We start from the raw sequence: 18,820 nt of genomic DNA, 5'->3' as shown, positions 1-18,820 counted from the left end.
GCTCAGACCCGCAAGTACGGCGGATAGCGCAGGTGGCGTCGTCCCACCTCGACGAACTGCACGTCGTAGCGCGCCGCCCAGACCGCCAGGCCGTGACCGATCATCCAGATGACCAGACCGACGATCCAGAGCCGAAGGCCCAGACCGATGGCGGCGGCGAGCGTGCCGTTGGCGATCGCCACCGTGCGGGGCGCGCCGGCGAGCAGGATCGGCTCCAGCAGCGCGCGATGCACGACGGCGTGGTAGCCGGCGGGAATATCGCCGGGGCTCATGCGATCATCGCTCCGCCGCCGAACGAGAAGAACGACAGGAAGAAGCTGGAGGCGGCGAAGGCGATCGAAAGGCCGAACACGATCTGGATCAGGCGGCGAAACCCGCCCGACGTCTCGCCGAACGCCAGCGACAGCCCCGTCACGATGATCACGATCACCGCGACGATCTTGGCGACCGGCCCCTCGATCGATTCCAGGATCGATTGCAGGGGCGCTTCCCAGGGCATCGAGGAGCCCGCCGCCCTGGCCGGCAGCGCGTAGAGGAGGCCGCCGGCGGTGATGGCGGCGCAGCCGAGCCGATCGAGCATGGATCCGGCCAGCAGCCGGCGTTTGCGGCGCGCGGCCGCATGGGGCGAGGTCATTGCGGGTCTCCTAGGGGTGAGAGCACGTAGTCGCCGTCCGCGAGCGCCTCGACGACGACGAGGTCGGTGAGCCGGCGCGGGCCGTCGCGTCCGGACAGGACGGCGACGAGGTCGATGGTTTCGGCGATGAGGGCGCGCGGAACGGACGTCGCCGTCTCCTGGATCAGCTGCTCGAGCCGGCGCAGCGCCCCCAACGGCGTGCCGGCGTGGATGGTCGCTACCCCGCCCGGATGGCCCGTGCCCCAGGCCTTGATCAGGTCGAGCGCCTCGGGACCGCGTACCTCGCCGATGATGATCCGGTCAGGCCGCAGCCGAAGGGTCGAGCGCAGAAGCTCGGTCAGGGAGGCCACGCCCTCCTTGCTGCGCAAAGCCACCGTGTTGGCGGCTGGGCATCGCAACTCGATCGTGTCCTCGATCAGCACGATCCGCTCGTCGCGCTCGGCCAGTTCGGCGAGCAAGGCGTTGGCCAGGGTGGTCTTGCCGCTGGAGGTGGCGCCGGCGATGAGGATGTTCTTGCGATCGGCGATCGCGGCCTTGAGCAGCCGGGCCTGGCGCTGATCCATCACCTGGGCCCTGACATAGTCGGCCAGTCGCAGGGCCTGGATCGCCGGCTTGCGGATGGCGAAGATCGGCGCCGTGACCACCGGCGGCAGCAGGCCCTCGAAGCGCTCGCCGCCCTCGGGCAGTTCGGCCGAAACCCTGGGGCTTCGGGCGTGAACCTCGACGCCGACATGGTGAGCCACGAGACGGACGATCCGCTCGGCGTCGGCGGCGCCGAGGATCGCGTCGGTCGCAAGTAGCCCCTCGCCCAGCCGCTCCACCCAGAGCCGGCCATCGGGATTGAGCATCACCTCGACCACATCGGCCTCGGCGAGCCAGGCGCTGATCGTCGGCCCCAGCGCGGTGCGCAGCATGCGCTGACTGCGCTGCGCGGGTTCGCTGGCAAGGGGATGAAGGGACACAACAGAGCCTCGGCGTCGAGCGGAGGCTCACTAGAGAAGGCCGCCGTCCAGGTCGCGCAACAAGCGCTTTGGGTCGGGCGAGCTATGGCGCGCAAAGACAGGCGATGGCGTAGGAGGGCCGGGTTTGCGTAGAGCCGGCAGTGCGGAGACCCGGAAAAACGCCCGTGGTTCAGCTTGCCCAAGGTGGTGGGCGCGGTGATGGTGCTCACATGGTCGAGCGCATGGATTTCACCGACAAGATCAGGGCGCTTGTGATCACCGAACTGGCCCTGGCCAATCGCGATCCAGAGCGGATCGAGGTGGTGATCGCGCGCCTGGCTGAGTTGCTCGCGGCCGCGCTGGTGGTGGCGCACCGCGACGACCAGCGGGCTTTGGACCAGAGGTGCTCGGCCCTCGAGGGCCAAATCCATCGCGAGGCGGTTTTGAAGCTGGAGATGTTGCGAGCCTTGGGCGTCGACCGATGGGACGAGGAGCCCCCGGTCTAAAGCTCGGGCGGATCCTCGGGCTGGGTCGCGGCGATATCCTGCGACAATGTCTTGCCCTTGGCGATCCGTCGGCCCAGCGCGGCCAGGAAGTTATCGTAGCGCTCACGTCCCTTGGCTTGCTGGGCGGCCAGGGCCGCTTCGGGAAGGGCCAGGGTGTTGGCCAGCCAGAAGCGGACGAAGAGGCCGATCGCTTCGTTTGCGATCAAGCCTTGCTGCTCGAGACGATCGGCCTGGCGCGACAGACGATCAAGCCGCCGGCTCAAGGCCGCTTCCAGCTGTTCGGCGCCATCGGGCGACAGAAAGGACTCCAGCGCGGCCTCGACGACCAGCGCCTGAGAGATGCGTTTGCGCATCGCGTAGTCGGCCAGACGCCGCGCCAGAGCGGGCGGCAGGCGAAAGGTGTGCTTGCTGCGCATGTCTAGAGCTCCACGCCATCGTCCGGATCGAGCGCCGCCAGCCTCGCCGTTCCCGACATCCGCCGATCAAGACGCGTAGCCGCGGCGTCGAGGTCTCCCTCTGCCCCGCCGTCCTCGAAGGCGAACTCGTCGGCGAAGCTGGCGGGCTCGGTCAGCGACGGGGCCAGATCGAGCGCGCGCGGCGAAGGCCCTTCGCCATCGCTCTCGCCGAGGGAGGAGCCGGCGACGGGACCGCCGTCGTAAGCCGGGACCGCGCGCCCACACCAATCGTCGGGGCGCGGCTCCACGGCCCGCCAGGGCGAGGGTGGCGGCAAGATCCGCCGCGCCAGGCGCGGATCCTCGAAGTAGCGCGCCTTGCGGGCCCGGATCGGCGCGGAGCCGGCCAGCATGACCACCTCGTCGTCGGCCGGCAGTTGCATGATCTCGCCGGGCGTCAGCAGGGGGCGGGGCGATTCCGCCTTGGAGACCATCAGATGGCCAAGCCAGGGCGAGAGCCTGTGGCCCGCATAGTTGCGCATGGCCCGCTCCTCGGTCGCTGTACCCAAGGCGTCGGAGATGCGCTTGGCGGTGCGCTCGTCATTGGTGGCGAAGCAGACGCGCACATGACAGTTGTCGAGAATGGCGTTGTTGGGCCCGTAGGCGCGCTCGACCTGGTTGAGCGATTGGGTGATCAGGAACGCCTTGACCCCGTAGCCGGCCATGAACGCCAGCGTGCTCTCCAGGAAATCGAGGCGGCCTAGGACGGGCAGCTCGTCGAGCATGAGCAGAAGGCGCTGGCGCTCGTCCACGCCGTGCAGGCTCTCGGTGAGGCGGCGAACGATCTGGTTCAGGATCAGCCGAATGAGCGGTTTGGTGCGGCTGACGTCCGAGGGCGGGACGACGAGATAGAGCGAGCACGGCCCGCCCTCGACAAGATCGGCGATGCGCCAGTCGCATCGCGCCGTCACCCGCGCCACGACCGGATCGCGGTAGAGGCCCAGGAAGGTCATGGCCGTGGACAGCACCCCGGAGCGCTCGTTGTCGCTCTTGTTCAGAAGCTCGCGCGCGGCGCTGGCGACGACGGGGTGAGGTCCGTCCTCGCCCAGATGCGGGGTGCGCATCATCACCGCCAGGGTCTGTTCGATCGTGCGCTTGGGGTCCGAGAGGAAGGTGGCCACGCCGGCCAGGGTCTTGTCGGTCTCGGCGTAGAGCACATGCAGGATCGCGCCGACCAAGAGCGCGTGGCTGGTTTTTTCCCAATGGCTGCGCTTGTCGAGCGAGCCTTCTGGATCAACCAGAATGTCGGCCACGTTCTGGACGTCGCGCACCTCGTTCTCGCCGCGGCGCACCTCCAGGAGCGGGTTGTAGGCTGACGAACCCTGGTCGGTGGGATCGAACAGCAGCACCCGGCCAAGGCTCGCCCGAAAGCCCGCCGTCAGCGTCCAGTTCTCGCCCTTGATGTCATGGACGATCGTCGAGCCGGGCCAGGTCAGGAGGCTAGGCACGACCAGGCCGACGCCCTTGCCCGAACGCGTCGGGGCAAAGCAGAGAACGTGCTCTGGCCCTTGGTGGCGAAGATAGTCTTGGTCATGGCGCCCGAGCACGACGCCTTGGTCGCCGAGCAGGCCCGCTTGGCGGATTTCCTGGGGCGAAGCCCACCGCGCGGTGCCGAACGTGCCGGCCCGCCCTCGTTCGCGGGCGCGCCAGACCGACAGCAAGATGGCCGCGCCCGCTGAGAGCAGGCCGCCGCTGGCCGCGATGGCCGCCCCCCGCAGGAAGACGGCTGGCGCATAGGCGTCGAAGGCGAACCACCACCAGAAAAAGGCCGGCGGCTGGTAGACGCGGTAGTGCGCCAGGACGAACCAGGGCGGGCCCAGCTCTGGCTGGTGGCCAAGCGACTGGGCGGTGATCTGGGTCGCCGTCCAGGTCGTGACCAGGACGATCCCGGCCACGACGGCGATCGGCAGCCAGAGGATTCTGGTCGGCGACACGGTCGTCTCCACACAGGCGGAGACAGACCATTGCGTCATGCGGCAGGGACGCCAGGGCCAAAAAGCGCACGTCGCGCCCTGGCGTGCAAAGACAGGCGATGGCGAAAGCCCGTCCTTTGACGGCGCGCCGGTGTAGCGCTAACCGATGGAGGCCTTGGTCGGGGAGCCTAGCGGCATGTCCAAGCGCTCGCGCCAAAACCCTGGGGGTCCTCGCACGACTTTTCCAACTCCCCGACTAGGATCGGCAATCTTTGCGCCCAGGGTCGATCAGCGGTGTCGACTGGGCGATGTCCGATCAGGCATGACTCATCGCTTCCGTTGGGAAGGGCTGCTTTCCGCAGATTGGCTTGAGTCGCAGCGGCATCCGACTAGCGGACCTCGCGAACGGCTGACCCGTACCCCGAAAACTCGAAAGCTCGCGTAAGGATTTGCCGCTCGCGCGATCGGCACTACCACGTCGAGTGGTGTTCGCCGAGCGCTTCTATTTTTCCGAATGTATGGATAAGCTTCAGCAGACGCTCAGTCATGAGTCTGGGGGAGTCGATCTTGAAGGGTTACATCTACATCAGCAGCCCAAACGCGGATCCAGGGCGGCATCGAAACCTTAACGACCCGATGTTTAGGAATCCGCCAACGCTTGGCGGGTGCATGCCCAACATTCGGCGACTCGTTCTTCCCGGCGACCATGTCTTCGTCATCAGCGGCACCACGAAAGGTGTTCAGCAATATGTTGTCGGTGGCTTTCAGGTTGCGGAGAAGATCAGTGCGCTCGCCGCGTATGATCGTTTTCCCGACAACAGGTTGCGCCGGGACGAGGAGGGGAGGCTCGTGGGCAATGTCCTGATCGACGCCAACGGCCAACAGCATCCCTTGGACACGCATAAGGCGGATACGTTTGCCAGCCGGATCGAGAACTATCTCGTCGGGATCAACCCCGTTGCCCTTGAATCACCGGCAGAAATCGCCCAGGGCAGGAGCGAAACTCTGGAGCGCCTGTCTTCGATTCTAGAACGCCCTCGCGCCAACCGCGTCATTGATGTCATGGGGCGATGGGCGAAGCTCGACCAGTCACAGGTCGAGAAAACTCTGGACTGGCTGCGCGGGATCAAGGCTCAATCGAACTAAATGGCTAACGTCTCCGCCAGTTTGCGAGCCCTGAAGCTCCAGTCAAACGAGATCGCTGCGCGTACTCGTTTGGCGCCGGCGCGCGTACAGGAAATCCTCGATGGAGCTCCCGTCAACGCGGCTGAGCTTCGCGCGCTAGCTCGCGGTCTCAAGCTGTCAATGCGGGCGTTCACCTCAGCTGCAGCAAGCCTGGAGCTCACCGCCCGCTTTCGTGCGCCGGGAGTCCAAAATGCGGAGCGTGAACCGACGCTTGACCGTCTCGCAGGCTTCGTGGATGCCGCTCTCAAAGTGCTTCCACCTCGTGACCACCTGCCATCCTGGCATGAGAGATTTGGACTGAACGGCCCTGAAACCTATTCCGAGGCGGAGCGGCTTGCGGCTCAGTTGCGTGAGCTGATCTATCCCGGGCAGGAGGAAAGCCCCGCCAATGATCTTCCTCAGCGCCTCCTTGCGCTCGACGGACTGATCGTCAGCCAACTGAAGAACTCCAAGTACGAAGGAGCCTCAGTCGCAGCGGGCGGGTATCTATTCGTGTTCGTCTCGCCGCGGTTTTCCGCCAGGATGCTGTTCACTCTCGGTCACGAGCTTGGCCATGTGGTAGCGCACCACTCGCTGCAGGGCGCTCATCTCGATCTCGCCAGCAATATTGGAAGCTTCCGCAATCGAGCTGAGGGCTTCGCCGATGCTTTCGCCTCCGCATTCCTTCTTCCGCCCCAAGCAGTCGGCGGCACGCTGAGTGAAATCAGGCGCGTTATCGGTGCAGGCGGCGATCAGCTCGGCGACGTTGAAATATTGATCCTTGCCCGCCTTCACGGCGTGAGCTTCGACGTGGCGGCCAGGCGCTGCGAGGACCTTGACCTCTTGCCCGAAGGTGGTGCCGCGTCATTGGCGGAGTTCCTCCGTAAACAGTATGGGAGCCCGGAAAAGAGAGCTGCCGCCCTCAACTTGCCCCCTAGGAGCGAGGTATATTTCGACGCGGTATCGCCCAACCTTATGAAGCATGTTCACGAGAGCATTGCTCGCGGTGAGACCTCGCCGACTTGGATCGCCGATCGACTAGGGACGTCGATCGAAAGTATCTACAACACTCACGCGTCCATGGGTGGGACCCGTGCGCCTGCTCATTGATGCCTGCGCAGCTATCAACCTTTATAACTGCGGTCGGCTCGCGGACGTTTGCGATTTGCCCGATACCGATATTGAGGTGTCGCCGATAGTGTTGTCTGAGTGCGGGGTTGATTGCGCTGGCCTAATTTTGGAACTGGAGGCAGCAGGGCGGCTTAAGTTTGTGCCTGATGCTGAAATCTCACCAGATCGGTTCCTTGAGTTGGTAGCAGATCACGACATTGGCGATGGCGAACTTGAGGCAATTGCCGTCTGCGAGTTGATCGGGGGCTCCTTCTGCACTGATGACGGGGCCGCAAGGCGCCTTGCCATCAATCTTCTTGGTGCGCCGAAAGTAATGGGTAGTCTCAGACTTCTCAAGTTTGCCGTCGAAGCGTCGCTACTGAAATGTACCGAAGCATTTTCGGGCTATCTTGATATGCGCGAGTGCGGCGGATTTCTCCCAAACTTGGAAAACGATTTCTTCTGCAACGGTGGACAGGCCTGATCTCGCCGATAGCTATGTAGGTCTTCTGCAAGGTTAAAGCTCACGTCCGAAATTTGGGGTTGAGAATGGGAGACGGCAATCGCGATATTGGCATCTTGGCTCAGTTCGACGCCGCGTATGCGCGGGTCACCCTTGATCGGCGTGACGTCTACGGATCGCCCCAAGACACCTATCGTCGAATTTCAACCTTGCGCACTATCGTCGATGAGTGCCCTGATCCGCAGGTTCGCGAGATACTTGCGATGATCGTGACGAAGGTCGCGCGGCTCGTTCAAACGCCCGACCATCTAGACTCTTGGGTGGACGTGGCAGGTTATGCCCGATGCGGCGTGATGCTGTTGGACGACCGAACCAAGAGCGGGGGCAACGGCGCTGGCGACTAGCTCTGCGCTGTTGGTCTCGACGCCAGGAATGTAGAGTACGCCAAGGCGACCGGACGACCTGACCGCCGCGCCCATGAGAAGTCGATGTTTGTAGAGCGGAAGATCGATCCCGTATCCAACAGGGTTGAGCTCTGGTGGGCCGACGGGGCTCCAGGCGCAGGTAGAACGCTAGTCAGCAAGATTGGCGAAGAGCAGCCCCTGGCCTTCGAGTCCGGTCATGACGCGCCGAACCAAATTGCTATCTGCTGGGCAAGTGGTCGTACCCTTGGGAACATAGAAGTCCGCTCTCCTGCGCTCCTGAGATATTTCACCGCCAAACAGGCTGATCAAGCGATCTTGCCGTGCGACTTCGTCTACGCTGGGAAGTATAGGCACGGTGCAGATCGATGGTGGTGTCGGACACACCAAATTCATTGGGGTGTAAAGGCGGATATCACGGCGTTGCAATCCTCAGGCGTGTTCCGATGCGCCGCCTATGGACAGCCGATGAGCTATGTTGTCGACCCATACACAATCGATCTAAGCAATCACGCCGAGGTCGGAGTCTGGTGCTCACTCCCAGCCGCTCTATCGACCTTTGAAATAAAGCCTCGGCCGCCGAAAATCCATGTCCATGTGCGTGACAAACCGGATGAGGCAAAACACATTGATCGAGACTTTCCGGCGATTACCGTAGTCTACAGTACGCGTGTTGGCCTATTCGCAGATGGTAATATTTCCCGCGTCGATATCACTCCCCCTGCAGCATTTGAGTTTGTATGCGGACTCGAAGGGGGGCAAGATATGGGCTGCATCGATTGCCCCCATTGCTCCCACCCCCATCTCGATCTTGGCGAATTTGGCAAAACGCCACACCGCAAGCATTTCTGCGGTAATTGTGGCCGTGATAGTACGTGGAGCAAGGAGCCTATTGTATCTACACCGCTAAAAACTCTACATGACCAGAGCGCTACACACCTTACGTGTGTGATGCCTGATAGGAGGTTGAACCTAGACGACTACCAGGGCTGCCACTATTCTATTTGGGCTTCCACCCCTGCGATCGTTTGGACAGCTTCCAGGCCGCAGGAATATGGGATTCACGTACATGTCCATAGAGGGCAAGAGCGGATCATCGACGATACCTTCGGTGAAGTAATTCTCGAGGGAAAGCCACTCGTCCGAGAACAGCTGCTTAGGGCGATGATTGGGCGTACTGTCGTCTAGGCGTATACTCTGGGCCTCAGAAGTAGGGCGCGCTACGCTTGTGCAATGGGCGACTATCCGCCACTCCGCGGCAACTTTGCAAAGCTGAGCATTGCGGGAATGCTTTCTATAATCAAGCAAGTGTTATCTATTACGGGTTGTCAGAGGGCTCGCAGCCTGTCCTGATCAAGCCTGATCGTCGCTCTGCCTGCGTCCGGGTTTGTCGCGAGCCTTCGCCATGGTGGCGTGACCGCGTTTCGCTCGGAAGGGTTATGTTTAAGGAAGTCTTTCCGCTTGCGTTGGATGGTGGGACGCAACCGACGCGTCATGAGGACGCGGCAGCAGAGTTTGAAGCATGGCCGAGACGCAGATCGAGTGGACCGACGCCACCTGGAATCCGGTGGCGGGCTGCTCCATCGTCACCGCTGGCTGCACTAACTGCTACGCCATGCAGATGGCTCGCCGTCTCGAAGCCATGGGCGTCGAAAAATACGAAGGTCTGACCCGCAAGAGTGGCAAGCGCGCGCTGTGGAACGGCGTGGTGCGCGAGGATCGTTCGGCGCTCGAAATACCCTACGGATGGCGCAAGCCTCGGAAGATCTTCGTCAACTCGATGAGCGACCTCTTCCACGACGCGGTAAGTGAGGACTTCATCGTCGACGTGTGGCGGGTCATGCGCGAGACCCCGCAGCACAACTACCAGATCCTCACCAAGCGGCCCGAGCGCATGGCCGAGGTCGTGGCGCGCGCGATCCCCGATGTGCTGCCCAATGTCTGGCTAGGCACCAGCGTCGAGAATGAGGACGTCATTGGCCGGATTGATCACTTGCGAGCCGTGCCGGCCGCCATACGGTTCATCTCGTTCGAGCCGCTGATCGGACCGGTGGGGGCCGTAAATCTCACGGACGTGCACTGGGCGATTGTCGGCGGCGAGAGCGGTCTGAACGCGCGTCCGATCCGTGAAGATTGGATCGACGAGATTTACGCGCAATGCGATACCTATGATACTGCCTTCTTCTTCAAGCAGTGGGGCACTTGGGGCAAGGACAACAAGAAACGCTCCAAGAAAGCCAATGGCCGCGAATACCGCGGAAGGACCTGGAACGAGATGCCGGCGACGCCGGAAGCGATCTGAGGCCCAGGTCGTTTGCGACGCCGCCCGGCGGGGGATAGTCGGACGACATGGTCACCAAGCATTATGCGTGGAAGGTGGGTGAACGGCTGCCGAAGATCGGCGCGCACAGCATCGCCAAACACGACGTCTTCGCCACCTACATCGACAGTTACATCAAAATCCTGTCGTCCAACCCTCGCCGACGGGAATTGAACCTTACGATTGTCGATGGGTTCTGCGGCGGCGGTGCCTATCAGAACGGCTCGGTCATCGTTCCGGGGTCCCCGCTGAGGGTGCTTCGCGCGGTAAAGGCGGCCGAGGCTGGTCTGACGCTCACGCGCCAGAACGGCTTTCAGATGAAGTCGCAGTTCTTCTTCATCGACAAGCAGCCCGAGCATATCGAGTTCCTCCAGCACGAGCTCATGAAATCAGAGTTCAGCGGCGAGGTCGGGGCTTCGATTTCGGTCTCGACCGGTCTGTTCGAGGAAAAGGCCGCCGAGGTCATCCAGAGGATCAAGGATCGCGGATCAAGCCACCGGGCGCTGTTCCTGCTGGACCAGTACGGCTGGAGCGCCGTCTCGTTCGCGACCATCCGGCAGATCTTCGCCTGCCTCCGCAATCCCGAGGTGCTGCTCACCTTCTCGGTCGACTCGCTGATCGATTACTTTTCGGACCAGACGGCGCGCACATCCGGCGGCCGCGCGATCGAACTCGATCCGGCAATGGGCGAAGCGATCAAGGCGCTCAAGTCCGAACAGGATCAACGACGCCTCATTCAAGGCTTTCTTTACAAGCACATCATCGGCAGCACGGGCGCAAAATACTACACGCCCTTCTTCATCAGATCAGCCGACAGCCGCCGCTCCTATTGGCTGCTCCACCTGTCCAAGCATGAGCGGGCCCGGGATGAAATGGCTCGGCTCCACTGGGACATGAGCAATCTTTTCTCCCATCCTGGCGATGCCGGCTTCAACGCGCTCGGCTATGACCCCAGCGTCGATCCTAAGCAGATTAGGCTCGAGTTCGACTTCGGCGTGGACGCTCGCAAGGATTCACTAGCCGCGGCGATCAATCAGTTGCCTCGAATGATCCGGGACGACGCGCAGGATGCGAGCGCGCCGGTCACGCTCGGCGACCTCTTCCGGGCGCATTGTAACGAGACGCCGCTGACCTTCGAGATGGTCGCCGACGCGGTGATCCAGTTGCGCGACACCTATGCCGAGGTCGACGTCTTCACCGCCGAAGGCAAGGCCCGTCCGGCGGCCAAGAGCCTCAAGTGGGACGACATGGTGCGTAACAGGCCGCAGAAATCGTTCATCCGCCGAATGGGGGTCTAGCCTGCGGCGCTGTCCTGGAAGCGGGTGTCAGCGAGACTTGCCGAGCACCGCGTCGACATCGGCCTGGTCGATGGCCATGAAAGGTCGGTTCGTATCCACGCTTAGTTCAAAAGGGGCTTGGAGGTCTGGTTCCTGGCGACAAGCTAAGGGCAGCTATTGGCGCAACGCGGACGGCAAGGCGATAAGCCTGTCCGACCTCGTCGCATTCGTCCACGACATCCAGCCCTTCTGGGCCCGCGCATCCTGACTGTAGCGCTCATCGGATGACGCCGCTTATTGACCAAACCCTCGGCCGCATGGGGCACGCTCTGCTAGGGCGCAGGCTGGCGCGCGAGAGCGTCCTCCAGGCAAGTGATGAGGGCTTCGCCCGTGAAGGGCTTTTTCAGGAAGCAGGCCGCGCCCAGATCAAGCCCGCGTTGTTGGGCGCGTGCGTCGTCGAAGGCGGTGATCAGGATGACGGGGGTGGCGACGCCGCGCTCGGTGAGCGCGATCTTGAGGTCAAAGCCGCTGAGGCCCGGCATCTGAACATCGCTGATGACGCAGTCGGCAGCGGTGACTTGGTCCGAGCCGAGGAAAGCCGCGGCGGAGTCGAAGCTTGCGATCCCGTAGCCCAGCGACCGGATCAGCGCTTCGAGCGACGTGCGGACCGCCTCGTCGTCATCGACCACGCAAATCAACGGAACTTTCGACACCAGGGCATCCTCTGTGGCGCGTCGACCGCGGGAGGAGGCTGGCGACAACGACGCCGCCTAGGTGCCTGAAGCGGGCGCGCCGGGAAATAATACTCGGGTGTATGGCGCTATGACGCAGCCGCCGCTTTCAGGTCCAGCAGTTCGGCCAGGCGCGCGAACTCGAGCATCGACTTGGCGCCCATCTTCCGCATCGCCGTGCTGCGATGGATTTTCACGGTCACTTCCGACAAGCCGATCTCAAAGGCGATCTGCTTGCTCATCAGACCCGTGGCGACCAGGCCCATCACCTGGCGTTCGCGCGGGGTCAGGGTCTCGTAGCGTTGGCGCGCCTCATCAACGCCGCTCTGCTCGTGGCGCTGGGCGTCGTCCTTGGCGATGGCGGCCATGACCGCGTCGAGCATGTCCTGGTCGCGAAAAGGCTTGGCCAGGAAGTCGATGGCGCCGGCCTTCATGCCCCGAACGGTCATGGGAATATCGCCATGCCCGGTCATCAGCACCACCGGCATGCGGATATCGGCCGCGTTGAGCTGGCTCTGGAAGTCGAGCCCGCTGACGCCCGGCAACCGGATATCCAAGACAAGGCATCCTTTGTCATGCGCATGTCCGGACTTGAAGAAGTCCTGGGCGGTGGAAAAGAGGCGGGTTTGCAGGCCGACGGAGCGGAACAGGCTGTCGAGCGCGTCTCGGACAGCGGCGTCATCATCAACGATGTGGACAGTGGGCTCGGACATTTGCCTGATAGCTGGACCACCCATCGCGCGCCGTCAATAAAGGCGCGCAACCTTTGGTGAGGATGATGTTGAAGGCCTTCGACGCCGCCGAACAGACTGGCGCCTCGCCCGAAGACCTGCGCGCCATCACCAACGCCGTGCCGGCCTTGATCTCGTTTTTCGACGCCGACCATGTCTGCCGGTTCGCCAACGACTTCCACCGAGAATGGTACGGCCGGGCGCCCGAGGAGCTCGTCGGCAAGCCGATGCTCGACTTCATCGGCCCCGACCTCTACGCGTCCCGTCGTCCGTTTCTCGACCGCGTCGCGGCCGGCGAGCAAGTGGCCTTCGACGCGGTGGTTCCGCACCGCGACGGCGGCGTGCGGGACGCAGCGATCCGCTACGTGCCCAAGATGGGATCGGCGGGGTTCGAGGGGTTCTACATCCTGGTGTTTGACGTCGCTCGGCGAAAGCAGGAGCTGGCGGGCATGCTGGACCTGGCTCACGACGCCATCTTCGTGCGCGACCTGCACGACAACATCACCTTCTGGAACCAGGGCTCTCAGGAACTCTATGGCTACGGCCGCGAGATCGCGCGGCTCTCCAACGCCCACGACCTGCTTCAATCGCACTTTCCCTCGCCCCTCGAGGAGATCAACGCCCAGCTGCTGGCCACCGACCAGTGGCAAGGCGAAGTCACCCGCCGTCTGGCCGACGGCCGCGAGGCGGTGATCTCCACGCGCTGGTCGCTGCGCCGTGACGAGACCGGCACGCCCGTCGAGATCCTCGAGACCGGACGCGATATCACCGAGAGCCGTCGCGCCGAGGACGCCTTGAGGCGCAGCGAGTACCGCTTCCGCAACGTCTTCCACGCCATGAGCGTGTCGTTCTGGGAGCTGGATTTCTCGGCCCTCGCCGGCATCCTGGGCCAGCTGAAGGCTCAGGGCGTGACGGATCTGCGGGCCCACATCGCCGATCATCCGGGTTTCGTGCGCGAGATGATGGAGTGCAGCCAGGTCATCGACGTCAACGACAAGTCGCTGCAGCTCTTCAACGCCACCCGCGATCAGCTGGTCGGGCCCGTAGCCCGGTTCTGGCCGCCGGCGAGCGAGCACATCTTCGCCGCCAGCGTCATGGCCTCCTTGGAGCGCAAATCCCACTTCGAGGCGGAGACCAAGTTTCGCACCCATGACGGGCGCGACTTCGATGGCCTGTTCACCTGCTGCTTTCCCCGCGAGCATCTGCCTCGCGGCACGACGCTGGTGGGCATCATCGACATTTCCGATCGGATCCGCGCCCAAGAAGATCTCCAGCGCGTGCAGTCCGAGCTTGCCCACGCCGCGCGGATCTCGACCCTGGGCGAACTGACCGCCTCGATCGCCCATGAGGTCAACCAACCGCTTACCGCCATCGTGACCAACGGCGAGGCGGGCATGCGCTGGCTGCGGCGCGACACGCCCGATCTGGAAGAGGTGCGCAAGGCGATCGATCGCATGATCGGTGAAGCCACCCGCGCTTCAGGCATTATCGGGCGGATCCGGACCATGGCCGTCAAGGGCGAGCCCGAGAAGGTCAGGGTCGAGGTCAACGGCCTGGTCGAGGACGCCACCCTGCTCGTCCGCCGTGAGCTGGCGGCTCATGACGTGGCCCTGCAGCTGCAGTTGGCGCCCGATCTGCCCGAGGTGGACGCCGATCGCGTGCAACTGCAGCAGGTCCTGGTCAATCTGATGGTCAACGCCGTGCAGGCGATGGCCGAGGCCGGCGGCGTCGATCGCAACCTGACGATCCGCACGGCCCAGGATCACGGCCATGTCGTGATGTCGGTCAGCGACACGGGTCCCGGTGTCGCGCCAGAACGCCGCGACCAGCTCTTCAACGCCTTCTACACCACCAAGGCCAGCGGCATGGGCATGGGCCTTTCGATCTGCAAGACGATCATCGAGGCCCATGGCGGCGACATCGTCGTTGACGATGGCGCAGCGCGCGGCGTGACCTTCCGCCTGCGTCTGCCCGCCTTTCAGGCGGCCGATGCATCCGCGCCTTCCGCCCTTCTGGAGACCCGGTGAAGGCGCAGGGCTTCCTCTAGCAGCCAGACGACATTTTCCCTGGCGTCCAGCCATCCCCAGGATGGGATTTCGTTGCTCAGGGTGTCGATAGCGGTGTCGTGGTCGTAACAACCGTAGCGCACGAGATGGTCGTACTGGCCGGAGACATAGACGGCGAGCGACCAGTGGCGGCGGAAGCGCTCGACCGCCTCGGTCAAGGCCGCCGCGTTGCGAGCCGCCTGCAGCACGGCGTCGTAGTCGACGTCATGGCGCTGGTTGGGGCCAACGGCCAGGATCGCCGCGCGAAGATCATCGACCGTGAGCACCTGGCCCGACAGCCCCTGGTGACGCGTGCGGAACACCGTGACGATCTCCCGGCAGTCCTGGCATATCAGCACTTGGCGTTGGTGACTGATGACCAGTGCGGCCTCCTCGTCCCGCCGATAGAGCTGGCCCTTGTCGGTTTCCGCAACGAAGTCCTCGAAGCCGTGGATTCGGGCGGTCCATCGCCCCTTGTTGGATTGGCGACAGATCGCCCGCTTGCCGCGCTCGCAAACCGGACAGCACCAATCGGGCCCGGCGTCGCGCCACGGCGGTGAAAGCTGATGCTCAGCGTCCAGGGCCGCAAATTCCGCGTCGGTCGGGGCGGCGGTGCGTTTGCGACGTTTGTTGGCGATCGAAGACCCCACACCGCCGGCGCGGCACGATCGGCTCCAGATCTCGCCCGCGATTCTATTGGGGTCGATACGGCCGCGGCTCGAGGCGACCAACAATGCGGTCAGGGGCTCGGCGGCGCCCGGCTGACGCGGATCCAGAAACTCGCCGTGTTCCTTGAGCAGATCGCCCGCGAGCAGGCGTTCGCCCAGGAGGCTCGCCAAGGCCAGGCGTGCCTCGAACGCGGGACGCACCTCCTCCCAGACCCGTCGGGCGGCCTCGAGGTCGACCTCGTGCATGCGATTGGCTTCGATGGCGATGAAGCGGCGGATTTCCAACGGCGAGAAGCTGAAAGGATCCGGAACGACGTCCTTGAGCTTCAGCTTGGCCTTGCCCTCGGCGGTGTTGCAGTCGGTGCAGAGGGTTTGTGGCCCGAAGCGCTCGATCAGGTTCTTGCAGGCGCTGACGCCGGCGTGCCAACGCCGTCGCAGCGCTTCGTCAGCCTCGATGGGTGGGCGACAGGCCGCGAACAGCTTTTCGGCGTGATCGCGCAGGTGGTCGTGGTGGAAGTCGAGCTGGCAGAGGAGAATGCCGGCCGGCGTCAGGCGCGCGATCTCAGACTTGCTCCGCCGACAACAAGGGCAGGTCCAGCGCGTGGAGCGCAAGGCCCAGGCGGCGTTGAGGTTAAGATCGCTGGCTCCAAAGTGCTGCATCAGCCAACGCGTCTGACGGCTCCAGGCGCCATCATTGTGCGGCAGAAGCTCTTCGAGCGCCTCGTCGCTGATCGTCGTGAAGTCCGGGATCTCGATGTTCACCACCAGCGCCGTCATGCCCGTCCCCGATCTGATCGAGGTCTAGCTTGGCGGTGTTCGGGCAAGGTTCAAGACGCCCGCAAGGAGCCTGCGTCCGCTTTTGTCATCGGCGCTCGCGGGGAAAGGTCAGGGTGACCAGCGCGCCAATCGCCGTGAACCGTCGAACTATGGTTCCACCCAGCTCCTGGGCGAGCGCGTCGATGATCCGCCAGCCGCGACCGGGGCGCGGCTGGCCAAGGCAGCCCCCGTTGTCGGCGACCCTGCAACGGACCTCGTCACCCTCGGTGAGGTCCACGCTGACACGTATGGAACCCTGGCAGACCAGATCGCCATGGCGCACGGCGTTGGTGACGAGTTCGCTGACCACCAGGCCCACGCGCCAGCAGCGTTCAGCCTCCAGCGCCACGGGGGCGTCGACAAAGGTCAGCTGGATCTCGCGCTCTTCCAGGGTTGTTCGCACCAGGCTGGCGCAAAGGTCCTGCAGATAGATCGACAGGTCGATGACGTCGGGCGTGACAGGCGGCTGCAGCGCGCGATGGGTCTCGGCCTGCCGATGAAGGCGGGCCGCCGCGGCGTTGAGGGCCGCGCGCGCCTCGGGGCTGGGGTTTCGCGACGCCTCCCGCGAGAGGCTCGCCACGGCCAGGGCGTAGTCGTTGGCCACGCGATGGGACAGCTCATCGACGAAGAGCCAGGCGGCTTGCTGTCCCGTCCTGGGCTGGGCGCTGGGAAACATCTGCGTGCGGCTCCAGTGAACGCGATCCGGGGCGGATCGTCCGTGTCACGCGAGACCCTGGCAGACCCGCTGTCGCCGATCTTGAATACGAACGCGTCGAATAGGACCGCCGGCTGTCGCGCTCAGCAGGCGCAGGGACGCGGCGTGGTCTGCGCGCGCAGGAGACGCGCGACCATCACGGCGCCGAGGATGACCAGCGCTCCGGTCGCGACGATCAAGGACAGGGTCTGCCACGGTATCGTCAGCGCTTGGGACACGCCGCGTCCGGCCAGATAGCCCGGGAGCAGAAAGGCGGCGACCCACACCACGCCCGACAGCGCATTGGCGATGTGAAAGCGTAGAACCGGCATGGCCATCATGCCGGCCATGATCGGCACGAAGGCCCGCAACGGGCCGCCGAACCGGCCCACGAAGAGGGTCGCGACGCCGTACTTCTGGGTCGCCGTCCGCGTCTTGGCCAGGAGGGTCTGGTGGCGGGAGAGCCAGGGATGGGCCAGGGCGCGATCGCCCAGGCGCCGGCCAAGCGCGTAGGACGCCGCATCGCCGAGGATCGCGCCGAACAGGGCGAAGGCCACGACCTGGGTCGCGTCCAGAACGCCGGCGGCCACCAGGCCTCCGGCGACCACGAGCAGGACCGTGGCGGGCAAGAAGGCGCCCACCACCACGATGGACTCGCCGAACGTGATGAGCCCGACGATCGGACCGGCCCAGGCGCGGTGTTCGGCGATGAAACTCGAAACGGTGTGGGCGAACCCGTCCATCGTGGTGTCCTCGGGGGAGCAGCGTTCAGGCGCTGCGCCGGTGGAATGCGCCCGCAGGCGCGGTTGATGAAGCCGAATAAAATCGTCCGCTATGTTCGATATTTTAGAACGGATAGCGATCGCCTGATGTTGGTCGCGTCTTGTCGCCGGTTCTTGGAGGATCGCGCGATCAACGGGATAGATCGCGCGGCTTATGCGCCGGGGACCGTTCCCATCCGTCCGGCCTGGTAGTCGCCGATCGCCCGTCGCACCTCTTCCTGCGTGTTCATGACGAACGGGCCGTAGCGCAGGATCGGCGCATCCAGGCGATCGCCGCCCAGCACGAGGAGTTCCGTGCCCGCGCTGGCCGAAAGGACGACGGCATGCCCCGCGCCCAGTCGCGCCAGTTCCCCGGCCTGCACCGATTGGGCTGCGGCCCCGACGAGCGCCGAGCCGAGCATGACATAGACCGCCAGTTCCTGGCTCGTCGTGGGCGCGACCAGGGCGTCGTCGGCGTCGAAGGAGACGTGCAGGGCGAACGGCGCGCCGAACGTCTCGATGGGTCCCTTGATCGGACCCACCTGGCCGGCCACCAATCGCGCCCGCGTCGCGCCGCCCTCCGACGGCAGGAGCGGGATCGCCGCGGCGTCGACGTGGCGATAGGTCGGGTCGATGTGCTTGGAGCCCGTGGGCAGGTTGATCCACAGCTGCACGCCGTGGGTGCTGTCGCCGGCGCGCATAGCCGCGACATCAGGCTGCTCGTCGTGGACGACGCCGCGCCCGGCGCGCATCCACTGCACGTCGCCCGGCGACATGGTGCTGGCGTTGCCCAGGCTGTCCTTGTGTCGCATCCGTCCCTCGATCAGGAGGGTCAGGGTCTCGATGCCGGCATGGGGATGGGCCGAGGCGCCCTTGGCCTTGGCCGGATCGAAGGCGATGGGCCCGAAGTGATCCAGGAAGATGAACGGCCCGACGCTTTCATAGCCTTGACCTGGAACGGCGCGCAGCACGTCGACACCGTCGCCTTCGACGGTGTGGAAGGCGCGGTGGCGGCTTTGGATCTCTCGGACGGGCGACATGGCGGGCTCCTTGGGAACCCTCAGGTGGCGCTCGCCAGCGACGTTTTCACCGCGGAAAAACTCGAAGGCGTTGTTCGAGATTTCCGAAGGGTCGGCCGGGGCGTCATCAGCGCCCCGTTAGCGCCAGGACAG

The 18,820-nt window shown here is 64.3% G+C and carries 19 protein-coding genes; 8 read left to right on the top strand and 11 right to left on the bottom strand.

The features are described 5' to 3' along the window. Positions 1 to 2 precede the first annotated feature (2 nt). Genes AC1RRS_RS13970 through trbB form a run of 3 tightly spaced genes read right to left on the bottom strand, consistent with a single transcriptional unit; the run spans position 3 to position 1,548 of the window. Positions 3 to 272: a VirB3 family type IV secretion system protein gene (locus tag AC1RRS_RS13970; RefSeq protein ID WP_487291806.1), complete on the bottom strand. Its 270-nt coding sequence runs from the start codon at positions 270 to 272 to the stop codon at positions 3 to 5. Further along, the gene (locus tag AC1RRS_RS13965; RefSeq protein WP_487291813.1) at positions 269 to 580 is read right to left on the bottom strand and encodes a TrbC/VirB2 family type IV secretion system protein; all 312 of its coding nucleotides are present in this window, start codon (positions 578 to 580) and stop codon (positions 269 to 271) included. The genes AC1RRS_RS13970 and AC1RRS_RS13965 overlap by 4 nt, the downstream gene beginning before the upstream one ends. A gap of 50 nt (positions 581 to 630) precedes the next feature. Then, a complete protein-coding gene (gene trbB / locus AC1RRS_RS13960) occupies positions 631 to 1,548 on the bottom strand; it encodes a P-type conjugative transfer ATPase TrbB (protein WP_492855671.1) in 918 nt (305 codons plus the stop codon). A gap of 257 nt (positions 1,549 to 1,805) precedes the next feature. On the opposite strand from trbB, the gene AC1RRS_RS13955 reads away from it, so the two are divergent. Further along, positions 1,806 to 2,081, top strand: coding sequence for a hypothetical protein (locus tag AC1RRS_RS13955; protein WP_492855670.1), 276 nt, complete (start codon positions 1,806 to 1,808; stop codon positions 2,079 to 2,081). On the opposite strand, the gene AC1RRS_RS13950 is transcribed toward AC1RRS_RS13955, so the two are convergent. Together AC1RRS_RS13950 and AC1RRS_RS13945 are read right to left on the bottom strand one after the other, a co-directional pair. After that, entirely contained in the window at positions 2,078 to 2,497 is a 420-nt protein-coding gene (locus AC1RRS_RS13950) for a CopG family transcriptional regulator (protein ID WP_492855669.1), read from the bottom strand. The two genes, AC1RRS_RS13955 and AC1RRS_RS13950, sit on opposite strands and share 4 nt — an antisense overlap. Positions 2,498 to 2,499: 2 nt before the next feature. Beyond that, positions 2,500 to 4,467 (bottom strand): conjugal transfer protein TraG, encoded by a 1,968-nt coding sequence (locus AC1RRS_RS13945; protein ID WP_492855668.1) that lies wholly within the window; start codon positions 4,465 to 4,467, stop codon positions 2,500 to 2,502. A 546-nt stretch (positions 4,468 to 5,013) separates the two neighbouring features. Between AC1RRS_RS13945 and AC1RRS_RS13940 the strand changes: the two genes are divergently transcribed. From AC1RRS_RS13940 to AC1RRS_RS13915, 6 genes are all read left to right on the top strand, one after another. Then, entirely contained in the window at positions 5,014 to 5,592 is a 579-nt protein-coding gene (locus AC1RRS_RS13940; protein WP_492855667.1) for a hypothetical protein, read from the top strand. Next, on the top strand, positions 5,593 to 6,720 hold the full coding sequence (locus AC1RRS_RS13935) for an ImmA/IrrE family metallo-endopeptidase (RefSeq protein WP_492855666.1): 1,128 nt from the start codon (positions 5,593 to 5,595) through the stop codon (positions 6,718 to 6,720). It begins immediately after the preceding gene. Then, positions 6,704 to 7,204: a hypothetical protein gene (locus AC1RRS_RS13930; RefSeq protein WP_492855665.1), complete on the top strand. Its 501-nt coding sequence runs from the start codon at positions 6,704 to 6,706 to the stop codon at positions 7,202 to 7,204. Before AC1RRS_RS13935 ends, AC1RRS_RS13930 begins: the two co-directional genes overlap by 17 nt. 65 nt (positions 7,205 to 7,269) lie before the next feature. After that, a complete protein-coding gene (locus AC1RRS_RS13925) occupies positions 7,270 to 7,587 on the top strand; it encodes a DUF6378 domain-containing protein (protein ID WP_492855664.1) in 318 nt (105 codons plus the stop codon). A gap of 1,540 nt (positions 7,588 to 9,127) precedes the next feature. Beyond that, the gene (locus AC1RRS_RS13920) at positions 9,128 to 9,907 is read left to right on the top strand and encodes a DUF5131 family protein (protein ID WP_492855663.1); all 780 of its coding nucleotides are present in this window, start codon (positions 9,128 to 9,130) and stop codon (positions 9,905 to 9,907) included. Between the two features lie 47 nt (positions 9,908 to 9,954). Beyond that, positions 9,955 to 11,223 (top strand): three-Cys-motif partner protein TcmP, encoded by a 1,269-nt coding sequence (locus AC1RRS_RS13915; RefSeq protein WP_492855662.1) that lies wholly within the window; start codon positions 9,955 to 9,957, stop codon positions 11,221 to 11,223. A gap of 311 nt (positions 11,224 to 11,534) precedes the next feature. On the opposite strand, the gene AC1RRS_RS13910 is transcribed toward AC1RRS_RS13915, so the two are convergent. Both AC1RRS_RS13910 and AC1RRS_RS13905 read right to left on the bottom strand, forming a co-directional pair. Further along, positions 11,535 to 11,915: a response regulator transcription factor gene (locus AC1RRS_RS13910; RefSeq protein ID WP_492855661.1), complete on the bottom strand. Its 381-nt coding sequence runs from the start codon at positions 11,913 to 11,915 to the stop codon at positions 11,535 to 11,537. A 107-nt stretch (positions 11,916 to 12,022) separates the two neighbouring features. After that, the gene (locus AC1RRS_RS13905; RefSeq protein ID WP_487291799.1) at positions 12,023 to 12,646 is read right to left on the bottom strand and encodes a response regulator transcription factor; all 624 of its coding nucleotides are present in this window, start codon (positions 12,644 to 12,646) and stop codon (positions 12,023 to 12,025) included. 62 nt (positions 12,647 to 12,708) lie between these two features. On the opposite strand from AC1RRS_RS13905, the gene AC1RRS_RS13900 reads away from it, so the two are divergent. Continuing rightward, positions 12,709 to 14,691, top strand: a complete 1,983-nt coding sequence (locus AC1RRS_RS13900) for a PAS domain-containing protein (protein ID WP_492855870.1) — start codon at positions 12,709 to 12,711, stop codon at positions 14,689 to 14,691. On the opposite strand, the gene AC1RRS_RS13895 is transcribed toward AC1RRS_RS13900, so the two are convergent. From AC1RRS_RS13895 to AC1RRS_RS13880, 4 genes are all read right to left on the bottom strand, one after another. Then, positions 14,643 to 16,154: a hypothetical protein gene (locus AC1RRS_RS13895; RefSeq protein ID WP_492855659.1), complete on the bottom strand. Its 1,512-nt coding sequence runs from the start codon at positions 16,152 to 16,154 to the stop codon at positions 14,643 to 14,645. The two genes, AC1RRS_RS13900 and AC1RRS_RS13895, sit on opposite strands and share 49 nt — an antisense overlap. A gap of 85 nt (positions 16,155 to 16,239) precedes the next feature. Continuing rightward, positions 16,240 to 16,869 carry an ATP-binding protein gene (locus AC1RRS_RS13890; RefSeq protein ID WP_492855658.1) on the bottom strand — a complete coding sequence of 210 codons (630 nt, stop codon included), beginning with the start codon at positions 16,867 to 16,869 and terminating at the stop codon, positions 16,240 to 16,242. Between the two features lie 122 nt (positions 16,870 to 16,991). After that, positions 16,992 to 17,630, bottom strand: coding sequence for a DedA family protein (locus tag AC1RRS_RS13885; RefSeq protein ID WP_492855657.1), 639 nt, complete (start codon positions 17,628 to 17,630; stop codon positions 16,992 to 16,994). A 191-nt stretch (positions 17,631 to 17,821) separates the two neighbouring features. Then, positions 17,822 to 18,688: a pirin family protein gene (locus AC1RRS_RS13880; protein ID WP_492855656.1), complete on the bottom strand. Its 867-nt coding sequence runs from the start codon at positions 18,686 to 18,688 to the stop codon at positions 17,822 to 17,824. Positions 18,689 to 18,820 lie beyond the last annotated feature (132 nt).

Source organism: Caulobacter sp. GW821-FHT12A07 (assembly GCF_058807655.1).
Note: the sequence above shows the minus strand (reverse complement) of the source record. Positions and strands in the feature narration are given on the sequence as shown.

Coding starts and splice junctions, on each gene's coding strand:
- AC1RRS_RS13970 (WP_487291806.1), bottom strand. CDS start 272: ATGAGCCCCGGCGATATTCCCGCCGGCTACCACGCCGTCGTGCATCGC.
- AC1RRS_RS13965 (WP_487291813.1), bottom strand. CDS start 580: ATGCTCGATCGGCTCGGCTGCGCCGCCATCACCGCCGGCGGCCTCCTC.
- trbB (WP_492855671.1), bottom strand. CDS start 1,548: ATGCTGCGCACCGCGCTGGGGCCGACGATCAGCGCCTGGCTCGCCGAG.
- AC1RRS_RS13955 (WP_492855670.1), top strand. CDS start 1,806: ATGGTCGAGCGCATGGATTTCACCGACAAGATCAGGGCGCTTGTGATC.
- AC1RRS_RS13950 (WP_492855669.1), bottom strand. CDS start 2,497: ATGCGCAGCAAGCACACCTTTCGCCTGCCGCCCGCTCTGGCGCGGCGT.
- AC1RRS_RS13935 (WP_492855666.1), top strand. CDS start 5,593: ATGGCTAACGTCTCCGCCAGTTTGCGAGCCCTGAAGCTCCAGTCAAAC.
- AC1RRS_RS13925 (WP_492855664.1), top strand. CDS start 7,270: ATGGGAGACGGCAATCGCGATATTGGCATCTTGGCTCAGTTCGACGCC.
- AC1RRS_RS13920 (WP_492855663.1), top strand. CDS start 9,128: ATGGCCGAGACGCAGATCGAGTGGACCGACGCCACCTGGAATCCGGTG.
- AC1RRS_RS13915 (WP_492855662.1), top strand. CDS start 9,955: ATGGTCACCAAGCATTATGCGTGGAAGGTGGGTGAACGGCTGCCGAAG.
- AC1RRS_RS13905 (WP_487291799.1), bottom strand. CDS start 12,646: ATGTCCGAGCCCACTGTCCACATCGTTGATGATGACGCCGCTGTCCGA.
- AC1RRS_RS13900 (WP_492855870.1), top strand. CDS start 12,709: ATGATGTTGAAGGCCTTCGACGCCGCCGAACAGACTGGCGCCTCGCCC.
- AC1RRS_RS13895 (WP_492855659.1), bottom strand. CDS start 16,154: ATGACGGCGCTGGTGGTGAACATCGAGATCCCGGACTTCACGACGATC.
- AC1RRS_RS13890 (WP_492855658.1), bottom strand. CDS start 16,869: ATGTTTCCCAGCGCCCAGCCCAGGACGGGACAGCAAGCCGCCTGGCTC.
- AC1RRS_RS13885 (WP_492855657.1), bottom strand. CDS start 17,630: ATGGACGGGTTCGCCCACACCGTTTCGAGTTTCATCGCCGAACACCGC.
- AC1RRS_RS13880 (WP_492855656.1), bottom strand. CDS start 18,688: ATGTCGCCCGTCCGAGAGATCCAAAGCCGCCACCGCGCCTTCCACACC.